Source organism: Nostoc sp. FACHB-152, assembly GCF_014697475.1.
Lineage (GTDB): Bacteria > Cyanobacteriota > Cyanobacteriia > Cyanobacteriales > Nostocaceae > Nostoc_B.
This window is the reverse complement of record NZ_JACJRV010000084.1, coordinates 12,939-27,719: the sequence shown is the minus strand read 5'-3', so window position 1 is coordinate 27,719 and position 14,781 is coordinate 12,939. Positions and strand designations below refer to the sequence as shown.

Annotated in this window: 16 protein-coding genes and 1 pseudogene; 6 read left to right on the top strand and 11 right to left on the bottom strand. The window is 39.1% G+C overall.

Annotated features, from left to right (window positions below):
- Window positions 1-118: 118 nt before the first annotated feature.
- The 4 genes from H6G76_RS30910 to H6G76_RS30895 all read right to left on the bottom strand — a co-directional run bounded on the left by H6G76_RS30910 (window position 119) and on the right by H6G76_RS30895 (window position 2,408).
- The gene (locus H6G76_RS30910) at window positions 119-487 is read right to left on the bottom strand and encodes a hypothetical protein (protein ID WP_190709473.1); all 369 of its coding nucleotides are present in this window, start codon (window positions 485-487) and stop codon (window positions 119-121) included.
- Between the two features lie 183 nt (window positions 488-670).
- On the bottom strand, window positions 671-1,120 hold the full coding sequence (locus H6G76_RS30905; protein ID WP_190709471.1) for a hypothetical protein: 450 nt from the start codon (window positions 1,118-1,120) through the stop codon (window positions 671-673).
- A 429-nt stretch (window positions 1,121-1,549) separates the two neighbouring features.
- On the bottom strand, window positions 1,550-2,152 hold the full coding sequence (locus tag H6G76_RS30900; RefSeq protein ID WP_190709469.1) for a siphovirus Gp157 family protein: 603 nt from the start codon (window positions 2,150-2,152) through the stop codon (window positions 1,550-1,552).
- 88 nt (window positions 2,153-2,240) lie between these two features.
- Window positions 2,241-2,408 carry a hypothetical protein gene (locus tag H6G76_RS30895; protein ID WP_190709467.1) on the bottom strand — a complete coding sequence of 56 codons (168 nt, stop codon included), beginning with the start codon at window positions 2,406-2,408 and terminating at the stop codon, window positions 2,241-2,243.
- Window positions 2,409-2,616: 208 nt separating this feature from the next.
- On the opposite strand from H6G76_RS30895, the gene H6G76_RS30890 reads away from it, so the two are divergent.
- Both H6G76_RS30890 and H6G76_RS30885 read left to right on the top strand, forming a co-directional pair.
- Window positions 2,617-3,924, top strand: coding sequence for an NF041680 family putative transposase (locus H6G76_RS30890; RefSeq protein ID WP_190709465.1), 1,308 nt, complete (start codon window positions 2,617-2,619; stop codon window positions 3,922-3,924).
- A 131-nt stretch (window positions 3,925-4,055) separates the two neighbouring features.
- The gene (locus tag H6G76_RS30885; RefSeq protein ID WP_190709463.1) at window positions 4,056-4,244 is read left to right on the top strand and encodes a hypothetical protein; all 189 of its coding nucleotides are present in this window, start codon (window positions 4,056-4,058) and stop codon (window positions 4,242-4,244) included.
- A gap of 23 nt (window positions 4,245-4,267) precedes the next feature.
- Here the strand turns inward: H6G76_RS30885 and H6G76_RS30880 are convergent, their stop codons facing one another.
- From H6G76_RS30880 to H6G76_RS37440, 7 genes and pseudogenes are all read right to left on the bottom strand, one after another.
- The gene (locus H6G76_RS30880) at window positions 4,268-4,525 is read right to left on the bottom strand and encodes a WGR domain-containing protein (protein ID WP_041457383.1); all 258 of its coding nucleotides are present in this window, start codon (window positions 4,523-4,525) and stop codon (window positions 4,268-4,270) included.
- A gap of 162 nt (window positions 4,526-4,687) precedes the next feature.
- Complete coding sequence (locus H6G76_RS30875; RefSeq protein WP_190709461.1) at window positions 4,688-5,227, bottom strand: hypothetical protein; 540 nt, start codon at window positions 5,225-5,227, stop codon at window positions 4,688-4,690.
- 138 nt (window positions 5,228-5,365) lie between these two features.
- Window positions 5,366-6,490, bottom strand: a complete 1,125-nt coding sequence (locus H6G76_RS30870) for an RNA-guided endonuclease TnpB family protein (RefSeq protein ID WP_190709459.1) — start codon at window positions 6,488-6,490, stop codon at window positions 5,366-5,368.
- 99 nt (window positions 6,491-6,589) lie between these two features.
- Window positions 6,590-7,021, bottom strand: a pseudogene (locus tag H6G76_RS30865) (GNAT family N-acetyltransferase); the annotation flags it as partial.
- A 54-nt stretch (window positions 7,022-7,075) separates the two neighbouring features.
- A complete protein-coding gene (locus H6G76_RS30860) occupies window positions 7,076-7,561 on the bottom strand; it encodes a hypothetical protein (protein WP_190709458.1) in 486 nt (161 codons plus the stop codon).
- A 45-nt stretch (window positions 7,562-7,606) separates the two neighbouring features.
- Window positions 7,607-7,783, bottom strand: a complete 177-nt coding sequence (locus H6G76_RS30855; protein WP_190709456.1) for a hypothetical protein — start codon at window positions 7,781-7,783, stop codon at window positions 7,607-7,609.
- Between the two features lie 168 nt (window positions 7,784-7,951).
- Window positions 7,952-8,125: a hypothetical protein gene (locus tag H6G76_RS37440; protein ID WP_242056594.1), complete on the bottom strand. Its 174-nt coding sequence runs from the start codon at window positions 8,123-8,125 to the stop codon at window positions 7,952-7,954.
- On the opposite strand from H6G76_RS37440, the gene H6G76_RS30850 reads away from it, so the two are divergent.
- The 4 genes from H6G76_RS30850 to H6G76_RS30835 all read left to right on the top strand — a co-directional run bounded on the left by H6G76_RS30850 (window position 8,067) and on the right by H6G76_RS30835 (window position 14,768).
- Window positions 8,067-8,273: an HNH endonuclease gene (locus tag H6G76_RS30850; RefSeq protein ID WP_313934864.1), complete on the top strand. Its 207-nt coding sequence runs from the start codon at window positions 8,067-8,069 to the stop codon at window positions 8,271-8,273. The genes H6G76_RS37440 and H6G76_RS30850 overlap by 59 nt on opposite strands.
- Window positions 8,274-8,482: 209 nt before the next feature.
- Entirely contained in the window at window positions 8,483-9,094 is a 612-nt protein-coding gene (locus tag H6G76_RS30845) for a hypothetical protein (protein ID WP_242056591.1), read from the top strand.
- A complete protein-coding gene (locus H6G76_RS30840) occupies window positions 9,091-9,849 on the top strand; it encodes a DUF1822 family protein (protein ID WP_190709450.1) in 759 nt (252 codons plus the stop codon). Before H6G76_RS30845 ends, H6G76_RS30840 begins: the two co-directional genes overlap by 4 nt.
- Window positions 9,850-9,899: 50 nt before the next feature.
- A complete protein-coding gene (locus tag H6G76_RS30835; protein WP_190709448.1) occupies window positions 9,900-14,768 on the top strand; it encodes a CHAT domain-containing protein in 4,869 nt (1,622 codons plus the stop codon).
- Window positions 14,769-14,781: the final 13 nt, after the last annotated feature.

Here is a 14,781-nt window from a genome sequence, read left to right as displayed (position 1 = left end):
GGCATGGGCGACTAGTGGTTTTTGAGTTGTCGTTGTGAGAGACAACAACTCTACTACGAAACGCCCTACCTCTTCATGCTCTTATTTTGGCAACGGTATTGATCAGTTTATATTTTTATTATGCTGACTGCTTAATCTGGCTTAGAGCTATTAACATTTCTTCTCGATTGAGATGTCGTTTCTTGCCTGTTTTAGATACTTGGATAGCGTAACTCCATTTTATTCCAGCTTGTGAGCATGTTTTCCTTAACTGTTGAACAGTGATATGTTTGTTGGTAGATACTTGATTTTTGTTGGATATCCGAACTTTGGATTTATCAGTTAAGTTTTCGATTTTACTTACAGTGGGTTTTATAAATGTAGTGCAGTTGCAGTGCTTTTCAAAAGCGATAGATATCTCTAGCAAGAATTGAAAAATGAAGAGAGTAGAAAATCCGTAAATAAGAATGTAGAGAAGCCCTGTTAGCATATACTGTGCTAATTCCATTGTTTTAACTCCTGTTGATATAATTAGTAACTGGCTATTTAATGAAGCGGTATACCAGCTTTCTATTGATATCAAAGCGTGAGCTTGTGTAAATTTACTCTGAAGTAAAGATCCGAGAATAAATCAATGGTGTAACAGTGATGAAATATCTTGGGCTTGGTTTGCTTAGATAAAGATGTCACTCTACATATATCTAACAACTGTTCTAATATTATCAACTAACTGTAGTATCATATTCAAAATAGCTTTCCAGCCAAGTATCATTCCCAAAAATCCGCTAACAAATAGACCAAATACTGATTTTAGGAAGATAACTCCCCTGTAATTTATCTCGACATTTGATTCGGCTCTGGCATAGATAAAACCATCCCCAATTTGATTTTTCAAATTCCTCACTTTTTGTTCTTCTTCTCTAATCCTTCTTTCTTCTTGCACTTTCCAGCCCCAAGGGATAAATCCCAAAATAATCGAAATGGGAAGGTAGAATGGCCAGTTATATATGTAGCCAAGGGAAGCATAGATGATGAAAAAGGTTAGCCCCAAACCAGTACGCCAAACTAAACACCAAATAATAAACAAACTGTTGATAATAGCGTTACGGATAACTATACTTCGATTTTGATGATATGACATTTGAAGATATCTCCCGATAGCTAATATTTAATTTTTATTTATGATGATTGCATACTTTAAGGTTAAACTTAAGGCTAGTTTGAGTTATCATCTTGATAGTTAGAAATTAGGAAATACATAATCAATTGCAATTACCTACTGAACCACATCACAGAAGGTTAAATATACTAACCTATCGTAACGATGTTTGTACCTAGTCCGGCACATAATTACTGCTGCTAAAATTGATATTTACTGTTTTACCGATTATATCTTCATTGGCTTTAAATCTAAGCAAAGTTTTGATGATTTTTTTAATAACTTTAAAATTGAAGTATAGTTGTTAAAAAAATAAAAATGATTAAGATTTGACTCTTAACCATTTGATAATTTATTTGTAAAATGATGGGATATACCTATGTTTGATTTACATGGTTGAGGCGTATGCCATTAGTTGTGGTTTTTCTTGTTGCGCCCCTTAGTAGCTGATTGCACCTTAAACCGTACCTGTTTCCCAATAGTTATCTCAGCAACATCGCTAATATCTTTACCAGATTTATAGGCTTCAAGAATTGCCTTATTATTAGCTTGGTACTTAATAACCCTAAATTCATCAGGAAATTCTTGATCATCTACCTCTACTAGTAAGTTAGCGACTTTGGGCGGGTTATCCCTGATTTCAATTACCCTTTCCTTACCAATATTTTTGTCACTGATTAATCCAATCTCGTGTAGATGGATCAGGGTACGCTTGATTTGTTCAAGTTGAGTTTTACGACGTGAGATTACCTGGTCGTGGAGTTCGGCTACTCGCACTTTTCTTTCTTCCCAGGTTTCAAGGTCAAGATTTAACTGGTCAACTACCCAGGCGATCGCATCAATTTTGGTTTCGATACCATCTTGAACACCCATAAGTTCTTGTACGAGTTGTTCTACTTTACCTTCTTCGCCTAACTCGCTTGCTTCTTCTATCTGTGACCAGAGTTTAGCAGCATCTAAGCTTAACTCTTTTAGCGTGAGTTGATTGATTTCGCGTTCGATTGCTTGAGTCATGATTTACTTTTTGATATAAAAAACCAGTAGCAGCTACCTGCTACTAGTTGTTGACTAGGAAGAGTTGATGCTTGAAAGTAGATTAAATTTAGTACCCGTACTGCAAGTGATAGTAGTCTGACTTTTCTTGTGCCAATTCTGCTTCGTAGTCGTAGTAATCTGCCTCATCTAAAAAGCTGCTAACTTGTTGAGTCTGCAATGTAGATTTTGGGGATTTTTGTGCCTTTTTTGGGTTAGACTTTATAACAGTTTTCATCTCTATACAACTTCAATTCATCTAATGAAGTTGCACGTTAGTGCTTGTTATAGTTCTGATGATTAAGGGAGAAAATTAATTTTCCCCTTCTTATAACTGGAGTTTAGACTAAATGCCAGGCAATCAAAGAAAAATAGGGGGTGTGCTTGAACACAGGCCCCCTATTAGCAGAATCTGAGAAAAGAACCACCAATTCTCATCTGCCAATATGAAACGTGCCAAATTAGAGGAATTTCGTCAAGCAGCGTACAGTTATTTAGGAAGAGCGCATGATGCCACGTTTGAACTGATGGATGCAATATTGCTGACGCGAAACGCTTACAGTTTGGCAGATTTATCACTATCACCAGCATTTAGACGCAAGTGGTCAAGTATTTATGAAGCATTACAAGATAGTAGACCACAGCGACAAAAATTGATGCAGTTATACATCAAACAGATGCCACAACAGGGTCGCCCATTGCTGGCTGGCGACCACACAGCTTGGTCACGCCCAGATGCAGTAACTTTACAGGAAAGGACGATTGAACACAGCAGTGTTTCAATGGGGGGAGACAAACCAATTACTGTTGGTCAGGGTTATAGCACCATTGCTTGGATACCGGAGAGTTCGGGCAGTTGGGCATTACCGTTAAGACATGAGCGAATTACTAGTTGGGAAAGCCCAATCCAGAAAGCAGTATGGCAACTACAACAAGTTTGTGAAAATTTACCAACCAGACCAATTTCGGTTTGGGATAGTGAGTACGGCTGCGCCCCTTTCGTGTTGAAAACAGCTGACATCAAAGCAGATATTCTTGTGCGTTTGCGTTCAAACTTATGTTTATGGGGCGCACCGCCACCATATTCTGGCAAGGGACGACCGAGAAAGCATGGTGATAAATTTAAGTTGAATGATGCTTCGACATGGAGTCACGCCACTCAAACTATAGAAGTAAACCATGCCAAATTAGGACGCATCAAGGTGAGCTTGTGGTCAAATTTACACTTTCGCTCATGCGCTACACGTTCGATGTCCTTGATTCGGGTTGAACGTTTGAATGAGCAAGGAACTTTGAGAGTTTCAAAACCTTTGTGGTTGGCTTGGCTTGGAGAACAAATGCCGCCTTTAGAAGAAGTTTGGCAACTTTATCTGCGTCGTTTTACTGTTGACCACTGGTATCGATTTTTGAAGCAACGTCTACACTGGACTCTCCCCAAACTCAGTTCTCCTAAGCAATGTGAGCGTTGGAGTGATTTAATGCCCATCATGACTTGGGAATTGTGGTTAGGGCGTGATATCGTTGCAGATAACCCTCTACCTTGGCAAAAGTTATTGGTTAGTTTGACTCCAGGAAGGGTTGCCCAAGCAATGGAGAGTATTTTAGCGACGATTGGTACTCCTGCCCGTCCGCCCAAACCCCGTGGAAAGTCCCCAGGCTGGAAGACCGGACAACCCCGACAACGTAGAATTCGTTATCCTGTTGTTAGAAAAACTACAACTAAGCCACGCAAGCAACAATCAGAATCTGCTTAAGATTGTCGATTTTTATGTCTGAAGCCTATTTATTTTCAACTCAGCCTTCCTGGGTCATTTTTTGCTGCTTAGTCTAAACTCCAGTTATAATTATTGGTGATTTCTCTAAATTAAATTCTACAACGTAGGAAATGGTCAAGGTAGAATGGGCGATTACTCTTGTTGAGGATGATTTTGAACTTTGGTATCGTCAGGCTACCGAGAGAGGTTTCTGTCAGGATGTTACAAAAAATATTTACCAGTACAGCAAGGAGAAATTTTGGTTAGAGTCAGCAATGATAAATTTTTATCAGGTTATGAACTACTTTCATGGCGACTAGCTAAAGATTCATCAATATCTTGACTATAGGTCAACTCTTTTATACCCTCGCTTTTCTCTTCGCTCTTGGAGCTTGTAGTAAGTTATTAACGCGGCTTGATAATCAGGACAATCTAAATCTTTTGACTTGCCAAATCCTCTATATATGGCACTGCCCCAAGTTTTAGTGATCGTCCATTCTCCAAATAGGTTTTGGCAAAGGGTTAAGGTGTAGAATCGCGTATCTCTTTGCCACTTCGATTGAAGCCATTTGTCAAGTTGGTAGGCAATTTTTACAGTCATCTCAACCACGCTTTTGCTGCTGGGAGCAAGAATCTGTCAACACAATGATTTTAATAATTAGGTTCGGCTTGCGCGTTACTGGAGTACCTATTACTCTTGCGGTTGCCCCTTTAATGAATTTGATTTAATTTAATATAGTATTGTTGTTCTTATATTAAGTATTTAAGCAGAAAGTTTTTCGGAAAAATTTACCTGCGACATAACTTGTGCGCGTATTGAATTAGCAGCTGTCTCTGCAATTTCTGCTCTATCAGAATCAGTAAGAAGTACTGCAAGTAGCGATTTGAGAGCTTCGCGGTTAGATATAAACTCTTCACCGTATAAATCATCTTGCAGCAGGGTGGTTTCTAAGTAAGGTAATAGCTCAGGCGCAGGAGATAGCAACCGTTCTTTAATGCGTCCCCTTGCAGTCTCTATTGCTGAAGAAGTACCTACACCTAAATCCCATGTTTCAATTATTAGTCTGATTTCACGGTTAAGAGATACACGCAGCGTTGATAGGCGACCAAATAAAGGAAGGTTAAGCATTAAAGGTGGTAGTGCATTACCCCAATCCAAACCAGCACCAATAGTGCAATTGGCTTCATCTTCGATACGAACAGCCTCATCGAGCCATCCTTCACCAAAAAGTAAATCTATAGCTTCTTGGGTTGTTACTGGCTCATTCACCTGAGAATTATTATTTTGCTGTTGATGATTCATAAATTTTCACCTGATCTTCGTCTCAATACACCATACTCAAAGTAAACCAAATTATCGTATTCTTCTTCAGGCCCGCAGTTAAACATATTTTGTTTTTCTTGACATACTCCCCACCATTCAATGGTGGGTATTCTAGGCTCAAACAGCAAATGCAGTTTCAAACCGACTTACATCGCCTAACCCAATGGTTGATGCCCCAACCATTTGAATATTGAGTGCGGCGTTTTCATCCCTTCCGTTCACTGACTGACAACCCGAACAACGCCATTCTCTGATAGACAAATCAAGACTTTCTAAAATCTGTCCACAGTGCGAACAGGTCTTACTACTGGGATACCATTGGTCGATGAAAACAACCCTCTTTTTCTTCTTTTTGGCAACCCATTCTAGAATTTGTAGAAACTCACCAAATGCCAAGTCTGATATTTTTCTACCCCAAAGACGTTGCATTCCTTTGAGGTTGAGTGTTTCAAAACATAGCACATCAAACTTATCAGTCAAATGATGCGCCAATTTCCAAAACCAATCACGCCGACGATGAGAAATATCTTCGTATCTGCGTACTAAATTTTTTCTGGCTCTTTCACGATTGATTGAGCCTTTTAATTTTTTGGAATGCTGTCTGCTGGCTACTTTGATGGCGTTGAGGGACTGCTTAAAAAATTGGGGTGACTCAATTTTAGTACCATCTGAGCAAGTGAGAAATGTCTTAAGTCCAAAATCAAAACCCGCTATTTTACCAGTCGTGGACTTGGTTTCTGACTCAGCACAATTATCAACCACCACAACCATAAATAATTCACCCAACGGTGTACGTTTTATGGTTAATGTTTTGACTGTTCCTTCTATCTCTCTAGACTTCCAAAACTGATATACTTGCTGACCTATTTTTACCCTATTGCCTCCCAAAAACTTATAACCAGCTTGTTTTAAACTGAATGATTTGTATTTTTTAACTTTCTTAAATCCTGGTGGTTTAACTCCTTTCTTGTTATGTTTAAAAAACAATTGGTAAGCTTTCTCTATGCGTTGACAAATATCTTGTACTGCTTGAGAACCTACGGTTTGCCAGAATGGATTACGTTTTCTCAATTTGGCAATATGAGACTGAAGTTTTGCACAACTCAAGTGCTTGCCCCACATTCTGTAGTAGCGTTTGTGTAGAGCAATGCAATGATTGTAGATTACCCCGGCAGCATTTATCATGCGTTTGAGGTGTCTATTTCTTTTGTGTTGATATAGCTTAAAATTCAGTGTTTTCATATTAATATTTTACCAAAAATATGAGGATAAAAACTCAATTTTTCTCTAAATTAAGCAAAGTTGCCCTTGAAGGGCGAGACTTTAAACCCATGTTTTTGGCAACCCAACTCTACCTTCATACCCTAGCTCAACACTTCTAATTCTTGCAAAATTTAAAAGTGCTTGACCAACACCTTTGAATTGAGGCGGACGCTGAATTTCAATTCGGTTAGTGGGGGCAGTTGCAATACCATCAACATAAACTAGTCTCTTACCAATATTCAACCGTGAACCGTGCATTTGTGTTTCTATTATCATTAAACCTTGAGTTGTGTTTCCGCACTCAACTGCATAACCTTCAAGATTTTCTTGATTGGCAATATATCTTAATTTAAATATCCAGTCCCAGTATTTATCTTCTTGAGTAAATAACCTTAAATTTTCGACCCAATCATTGACATAATCATCAATATGTTTTTGTCCTAAATCTACCAAATATGCTTCAACAGATGTGTTATCGCTACCTCTTTTTAATAAAATTTTTCGCTGCACCTAAAGCTCCTAGTTATTAACTTATTCTTAAAGCTTATAACGGCTATTTTACTACTAAATAAAAGAGTAAAAGTAACTGCGTATATCAGTGGCTTTATGCCAACCAGCTAGCACAGCATCATCTGAAATTTCTCCAATAACTACCAAACTATTTTCTTTATCCACATAGTAGGGTAAAGGTTCAGCACTCATCCAACCATAAGCAATAGCTTCTTTGTCTCGCTCAAAAATTGAAACTTCTAAACTTTGCTCATATCTTGAGTAGTAGTAAGGTAAATAGCAAGCTGGGTATTCTCTTAAAGATTCGCGATTAACTGTGTATGATTGCCAACGTAGTCGCTCACCCTTAATTTCTTTTGGATTAGCTTCTAGCCAATCATAAAGTTTTTTAGCTTGCCGCAATGCGTGGTCTTTGCCTTCAAAAACAACGCTGGGAAGAAAAATATCGCCGTCAAAATGCACCGCGACTTCAAATAAATCTTCATCCTCATCTTCGGCTTCTGTTACCTCAATGATTCCAGCCTTATATAGTTCGGTCATTTCCCTGCATTGCTTCGTCAGATATACCCCTACATTATTAAAATTTTAGCTTTCAGTTACAAAATAATCAGAACGCTCTGTTGCTTCTAATACCTTATCTGGAAGGAAATTTTGTTTGTGTAGACGAGCTAGTGCTGTGGTGTTAGCGCGGTTCGACAGTCCGGTTTTGGAGGTTTTCTCCTGGAGGTACTGCCGTGCATGGTTTCCTACTCCAGTCCCCACAATGGAGCTTCCCCCGGCAAGCAGTTGGCTCGACTTGAGCCGACTGGCGTGGGGTTTATAACCACATTTTTAAGGTTGAGTTGGCACCAATAAGCTACCGTTGCATCCAAACAAGAACTGCTATAGTTTCTACTTTTTACAACGCCCTTAAAAATTTTGCGTCATTTTTTAATACTGCCCTGTTAAGCAAGTGAACACCCTCAAACCTTGAAACTCAGGCAGATGAATTATGGCTAATATGTCTCCAGCTTCTAAGCGTCGCAAGAGACACCAACTACTACAAATGTATGGAAACCATTGTTGCTGGTGTGGTAAACAAATGTCCAAATCGGAAAGAACCATTGAACACTTGCTTCCCAAGAGCCTGGGTGGATCTAATAGTCTCTCGAATTTGCGTTTGGCTTGTTTCAGTTGCAATAATTCTCGTGGTAACAGTCTGTTACCTCCACGGTTAAGAAATGTTTTTGCTCTGGCAAATAAAACTTCCTAAGAACAAGCATCCAGTTGAATTTTGTGAAAAGATGCCCCCGAAAATTATTAGATATCGTTATAGGTGTAAGCATCTAGCCAAATGCCATAATAGCGATCGCAAAAACCGCCTGTTAAAAAAGTGGTATGGATGACCTAGAGCAACAGTTGATCGGTCTAATTACGCAGATACGTCAACACGTACCTAAGAGCCTACAATGGCGATTGGCCATGGATCGATTACTACGTGAAATTCAGCAATTTCCAAGATTACGCAAATCCTCTCATCCTGATTATCTAGCAGCCCTAACCCTTACATTCGAGTGGGTTAGCAATAATATTTCTGAATTTGAGCCTAATTCTGACTCGGTTGCAGAAAGTTTGGTGAGATGGGTTAACGGTTACCTTCGCTGGCGGATTCAAGATTTGTACTCTCCAGATAAAAATGCTCCACTCAGCTTAGATGCTCCCATAGCCTCAGACTTTGGGGAAATAACTCTGCTGGATAAATTACCCAATTCTACTTTGAGTGGTTTGGATAGTCTAATTGAAAATTCTCAGCGAGAAAATAACCAACGAATTGGTCTAAAATTAGAGCTTTATATTGAGCAAGATCACGAAGCAAAGCTCAAAAATAGTTATCCTCGTTCTTGTGTTGAGTGTAATTGCCAATTTCTCAGCCAACGATTAATACTCAAAGAACCACCTGACAAAGTTGCAGAGATAGCGCGAGACTTGAGCATTCCTTACACAACTGTCAATTCGCATTGGAACAGAAATTGCAAACCGATGTTGCAAAAAATTGCTGAAGATTTGGGATATAAGCAGGAGCAATCGTTATGAGTAGCACAACTTCCCCTTTATTAATGGTTCCGCTAGATTTAGAAATTCATTCTAGAGCCAGACATTTAGCGGCTCAACAAAGCACAGTAGAAAAAGGTAAGCGAGTTTATTTGAATGCGTTAGCAGTTTACGCAGTTCATAGCTATTTAAAATGGTTGCAAATACCAACAAATTTTCAGGAATCAGATTGTTGGAATCCAGTAAAAGCAGCTTTATCGAATGCATCTGATTTGGTAATTCCAAATGTGGGAACTTTAGAATGCCGTCCGGTTTTACCCCAAGAAACTGTCATATTATTACCAAGCACTAGCGAAAATCGGATTGGCTATGTAGCTATACAGTTTCAGGAAAGCCTAGATTCAGTGCAACTATTGGGATTTGCGCCTGCCTTTGATGAAGTAAATCTGCCTGCACAGCTAGAAGTGTCACAACTCCAACCTATTGACGCTCTCCTACAGCAAATCACCCGTCTTGAAGAAGCGATCGCTTTTCTACAAACTGATGACTCAGTGGCAGTACAAGTACGTTCTGTATTAGACAATAAACCTTTATCAGAGATTGTGGCAAAATTTGAGCTTCTTTACCGAACTGGCGATGAATTTGAGTGGCGCTACGCCGGAGGGGAAATATTAGCTGGAGATACTCGCGCTGTTGGTGCTACTCGTGAAGCAATTCAGCAAGATGATAGCGAATTACAAAATTTAGCCGAAATGCTATTGGAGAAGTTAGCAGAAATCTGGGGAGATGTTGCGTAGTTTGACCCGTTGGGAATGATGTATATAACTACCCAAAACATCCAATTGTCATGGCTAAAGGATTCGGCTATCAAAAATCACCAGATTTTACTCAACGCCAAAAAGCTTATTTCAAGCTGATTAAACAGCTACTCAACTGTCCTAGTGGCAGGGAAATGAAGATTCTCAGGAAATACGCACACTTGGTTGATGCTGGGTTTGTAGAAACTTTGGAAATGGTAGCTCAAATCCGGGTAAACCAAGGAGATATTCGTTCTGCTTACTTTTTGAGAAATTTAGCTCATTGGCTAGGTGAGGAACTGGAATTATATAGAGATGAGCCTTCCGCAACAGCCAATTTTATTAGACCTCCAGCTTTCTTGGGTGAAATCTTGTGGGCGATCTCACAAAATAAAAGCAACCCACAAGCCCTTGTTCGTCTACTTAAAGCTAACTTAGATAAACTCAATGATGATTTTTCTGAACAGTTTAATTACTGGATAAACTTTAGCCTACTAAACAATGACTCAATAACAGAACAAGTAATATTAGTAGGATTGGGTATTGTTGATTTCTGCACCTTGCTTGGGCAGTTTCCTTTAGGAAACAGGGCAATTAACTTAGAAATTAGCATTACTGGCTTAGAAGCTGCTACCAAAATTTTTACCCGTCAGATTGTCCCAGAAATTTGGGCTAATATCCAATTAAATTTAGCACCAGCCTACCGCCATCGGATTCGAGGAAATCGCGCAGATAACCAAGAAAAGGCAATTGCTGCTTGTAATAATGCCCTGTTTATCTACACCCGCGACAGTTTTATCAAAGAGTGGGCGAGTCTGCAAAGTAATCTCGGTCTTGTCTATACTGACAGAATTATAGGAGACAAAGCCGAGAATTTAGAAAAGTCAATTTCTTGCTATGAAACTGCTTTAAAAGTTATTAACCGCGCTCAACTTCCTGAACTTTGGGGTACTCTTCAAAATAATTTGGGGAATGCGTACCTTTTTAGAATTCAAGGCGATAAAGCACAGAATTTAGAAAAGGCGATCGCTTGTTATCAAGTTGCGCTACAAGTACGTACCCGTTCGGCATCGCCCTATTATTGGGCTAGTAGTCAACATAACCTAGCCAATGCCTACACTCAAAGGATTCTGGGTAATAAACAAAAGAATCTAGAAAAGGCAATTTCGTCATATATTAACGCCTTAGAAGTTTACACCATTTCTGATTATCCTGAACGATGGGCAGGAACAAAAACCACTCTAGGAAATGCTTATTGGGAAACAGATAAATTTACTGAAGCACTTGAATGTTTCCGCGCTGCTTTGCAAGTCTTCACTCCCACTAAATTTCCCAGAGATTGCATACAAACTGGATTGAGTTTAGGTAAAACAGCCTTGGCTGCTGGCATGAAAGCAGAAGCTTTTGAAGGTTATGCAGTTGCCATTGAAGCTGTTGAACAAAGCCGTCATTGGGCTGGAATTTCTCAAAAACAAGAAATTCTTGCATACACAGAGATGGTGGTTTTTTGTATCACCAATGGGGAACGAGATAAAGCTAGAGAATATGCAGAATGTTCTGGTTATCAAGAGATTTTAAATCTGTTAGATAGTGATGAATTTCAACAAATTTACTCAAATTTCCAATTCCTCGGACAGGTATTACAAGTAACTGCTGAAAGCAATGGAGAATCGCAAGCTGTATATCAAATACTAGAAAATAACCTGAATAAAATAGATGAACAATTTGTTCAACACTTACAAAGGCTTGAGGATGTTTTCGGACACATACCATCAGGGCAATCTCTTCAAATTGCTACAACTATTTTAAGTTTTAGTAATCTGATTCGGGAGTTTCCACAAGGCGATAAAGCAATTAACTTAAGAATTGCTGCCACAGGTTATGAGGTAGCCGCTACTATTTATACCAAAAAAGATTTCCCTGAACAATGGGGAAACATTCAAGATGCCATCCGCGAACTATTTCAGATTCAGCTATTTGAAGCAGTATTCAAGAACCTAGACAAGAACCTAGAAAATCCTAAAGCTGTTGTATACCCATTACTGGAAGCAAATAAATATAAACTTGATGAACGTTTTGCTACCGTATTGTGTTTGAAAACGGAAGCTATGCTGTCTGAAGCGCCGCCAGAGTATGCAAAAGGACTTGCTGCAAGTCTTATAGGTTTGAGCTTTCTGATTAAAGAATTTCGACACGGTAATGAGGCGAATAATTTAGAGATTGCCATTACGGGGTATGAACTTGCTTCTAAAGTATTGACTTACGAAGATTCACCAGAAGCATGGTGTCTGTGTCAAAGTATGCTGGGCAATGCTTACCACCGTCGAATAAAGGGTGAGCAAGCAGAAAACCTGGAACAATCACTTTCTTACTTACACAATGCTTTGCAAGTGTGTAACTGTGAACAGTTTCCCGAACTCTGGGCAACAATTCAAAATAGTTTGGTTATTGCTTATGGTTTTAGGATTCGTGGCGATCAGGTGGAAAATGCGGAACTAGCAATCCAGGCTGGTGAAGCTGCGATGCGGGTTTTCACACGCGATCAAGATCCTGAACAATGGGCGCAAGTACAAAACAATCTAGGCATTGTTTACCGCGATGCCTGCGGCGGGCAAAGCCAACGCATTCTCGGTGACAAAGCTGAGAATTTAGAAAAAGCGATCGCTTGTTATCAAAATGCTCTTTCCATTCGTACTCGTGAAGACTTCCCAGAACTTTGGGCGCAAACTCAAATGAATCTGGCATCTGCCTATCGTCACAGACTCAGAGGTGATGCAGCAGAAAATGTGGAAATGGCGATCGCTGCTAATCAATCTGCTTTACAAGTCTACACAAAAGCAGCCTTCCGCCAAGGTTGGGCAGAAGTACACATGAATTTGGCTAATGCCTATCTTCACCGAATTCATGGGGATAGGAGCGAAAATTTAGAAAAGGCGATCGCTGCTCATCAATCTGCTTTACAAGTTTTAACAAAAGAAGAATATCCTCGACAGTGGGCGATGACTCATCTGAATCTAGGAAATGTCTTCTTACAACAACAGCAAATAGAAGCAGCAATTACCTCTTATCGTTCAGCTTTAAAAATCTTCACTCCCACCGCTTTTCCTGACGAATGCCTAAAAGCAGGACAAATGCTGGGAAACACTGCTTTTAACATTGGTGATTGGACTGAAGCTATTAGGGGCTATAGTGTGGCAATTGAAGCTGTAGAAACCAGTCGCACTTGGGCAAGTTCAGAATCACGTCGTCAAGAAATCTTAGCTGATTCTCTCCATGTTTATGAAAATATGGTGCAAGCTTGTATTAATAATAAACAACTCAATAAAGCTGTTGAATATGTCGAACGTTCTCGCTCAAAACGACTCGTAGATTTAATGGCAAGTAATGACCTTTACTCAGATGGTGAAATTCCTGCTGAAATTCAACAGTATTTACAAGATTTTGAAGCTATACAACGGCAAATTGATAATGAACTAAGACACCATTATAATAGCAGTAACTTGGATGGTAATAAACTCGGTAAAAGCCCACATAGTCGGGCTGCTATCGAAGCTTATAACGAAACTATTGCAGATTTGGAAGCTGAAAAACAGCAAATTTGGGAACAAATGCGCCGTCTAGATCCTGTTCTGGCTGGTCAAATTCAAGTAAGTCCCATGAATTTGTCATCGATACAGCAGCTAATTAAAGTACCTACAACAGCTATTCTGAGCTTTTATACTACCTCGAATCACACTCATATCTTTATCATCCGGCAGAATCAAATTACTTTGCACACTTGTACTGACTTGGGATTTGAGACTTTACAATCATCGATTTTAACTCACTGGTTAGGGCAATATCTTAATAATCAAGATACTTGGAAAGAGCAATTTAGTTTTTTAATAGCAGAACTAGCTGAAGTCTTAAAGTTAGATGATTTAATTGCACAACATCTAAAAAATATTGATGAATTGATTCTTGTTCCTCATCTAGCATTACATCAAATTCCTTTTGCTGCTTTACCAATAGCAGAAAGTCAATATCTGGGAGATAAATTTTTCATTCGTTATGTTCCTAGCTGCCAAATTTTAGAATTTTGTCACAACCGTCCCTCAATCAGTAGTCTTATGATCTACGGTATTGTTGAAGATGCTACTGAAGATTTACCCTACGCTAGTTGGGAAGGAGAACAACTAGCAAATTTGTATGATATTCCTGATAATCAACGTTTAAAAGGTAGTCAAGAAGCTAGTGTCAGCAACTATCGTCAACTGATACAAAAAGTTCAAGTAATTCATTCTAGTCATCATGCGCGTTCGCGGCTCGATAATCCTCTAGAATCAGTATTAATTTTAGGAGATGGCTATATTACGTTAAGTCAGTTATTAACTCCAAGTTGGCGCACTCCTCAGTTAGAAGACGTATTTCTCTCTTGCTGCGAAACTGGTTTAGGTGTGACTGAAATAACTGACGATATTCTCACTCTTTCAACAAGTTTTCTTTGTGCTGGCGCTAAAAGTGTTATCAGTACACTCTGGGCAGTAGATGACTTGGCAACAGCACTCTTTTCAGTATTTTACTATCAATCCCGACATCAGGGAAACAAGCGACTGCAATCAATCAGACAAGCTCAATTTGAACTGCGTACCCTTACAGGTGAAACTCTTACCACAATTTACAAACCTAAGTTAAGTTATTTTTTGACGCAGAAACTCAAGGAAACTGACACGCTACGTAAAAAAATTCAAAAAGAACGCGATAGTCATCCACATAGTTCCCTATTATATGAACAATGCAATGAAGAATACAAAAAATACGACAAAATCGGAAAATTGATTTATCAAGCAAAAAAAGATTTAGAACTTTTTTGTCGAGAATCTAAACCTTTCTCTCATCCTTATTATTGGGCAGCTTTCACCTGTTCCGGGTTAAATTGATAACTGCAATCTC

Coding starts and splice junctions, on each gene's coding strand:
- H6G76_RS30905 (WP_190709471.1), bottom strand. CDS start 1,120: ATGTCATATCATCAAAATCGAAGTATAGTTATCCGTAACGCTATTATC.
- H6G76_RS30850 (WP_313934864.1), top strand. CDS start 8,067: ATGTATGGAAACCATTGTTGCTGGTGTGGTAAACAAATGTCCAAATCG.
- H6G76_RS30875 (WP_190709461.1), bottom strand. CDS start 5,227: ATGAATCATCAACAGCAAAATAATAATTCTCAGGTGAATGAGCCAGTA.
- H6G76_RS30885 (WP_190709463.1), top strand. CDS start 4,056: ATGGTCAAGGTAGAATGGGCGATTACTCTTGTTGAGGATGATTTTGAA.
- H6G76_RS30860 (WP_190709458.1), bottom strand. CDS start 7,561: ATGACCGAACTATATAAGGCTGGAATCATTGAGGTAACAGAAGCCGAA.
- H6G76_RS30845 (WP_242056591.1), top strand. CDS start 8,483: ATGGATCGATTACTACGTGAAATTCAGCAATTTCCAAGATTACGCAAA.
- H6G76_RS30840 (WP_190709450.1), top strand. CDS start 9,091: ATGAGTAGCACAACTTCCCCTTTATTAATGGTTCCGCTAGATTTAGAA.
- H6G76_RS30890 (WP_190709465.1), top strand. CDS start 2,617: ATGAAACGTGCCAAATTAGAGGAATTTCGTCAAGCAGCGTACAGTTAT.
- H6G76_RS30870 (WP_190709459.1), bottom strand. CDS start 6,490: ATGAAAACACTGAATTTTAAGCTATATCAACACAAAAGAAATAGACAC.
- H6G76_RS30835 (WP_190709448.1), top strand. CDS start 9,900: ATGGCTAAAGGATTCGGCTATCAAAAATCACCAGATTTTACTCAACGC.
- H6G76_RS30880 (WP_041457383.1), bottom strand. CDS start 4,525: ATGACTGTAAAAATTGCCTACCAACTTGACAAATGGCTTCAATCGAAG.
- H6G76_RS30900 (WP_190709469.1), bottom strand. CDS start 2,152: ATGACTCAAGCAATCGAACGCGAAATCAATCAACTCACGCTAAAAGAG.
- H6G76_RS30910 (WP_190709473.1), bottom strand. CDS start 487: ATGGAATTAGCACAGTATATGCTAACAGGGCTTCTCTACATTCTTATT.
- H6G76_RS37440 (WP_242056594.1), bottom strand. CDS start 8,125: ATGGTTCTTTCCGATTTGGACATTTGTTTACCACACCAGCAACAATGG.
- H6G76_RS30895 (WP_190709467.1), bottom strand. CDS start 2,408: ATGAAAACTGTTATAAAGTCTAACCCAAAAAAGGCACAAAAATCCCCA.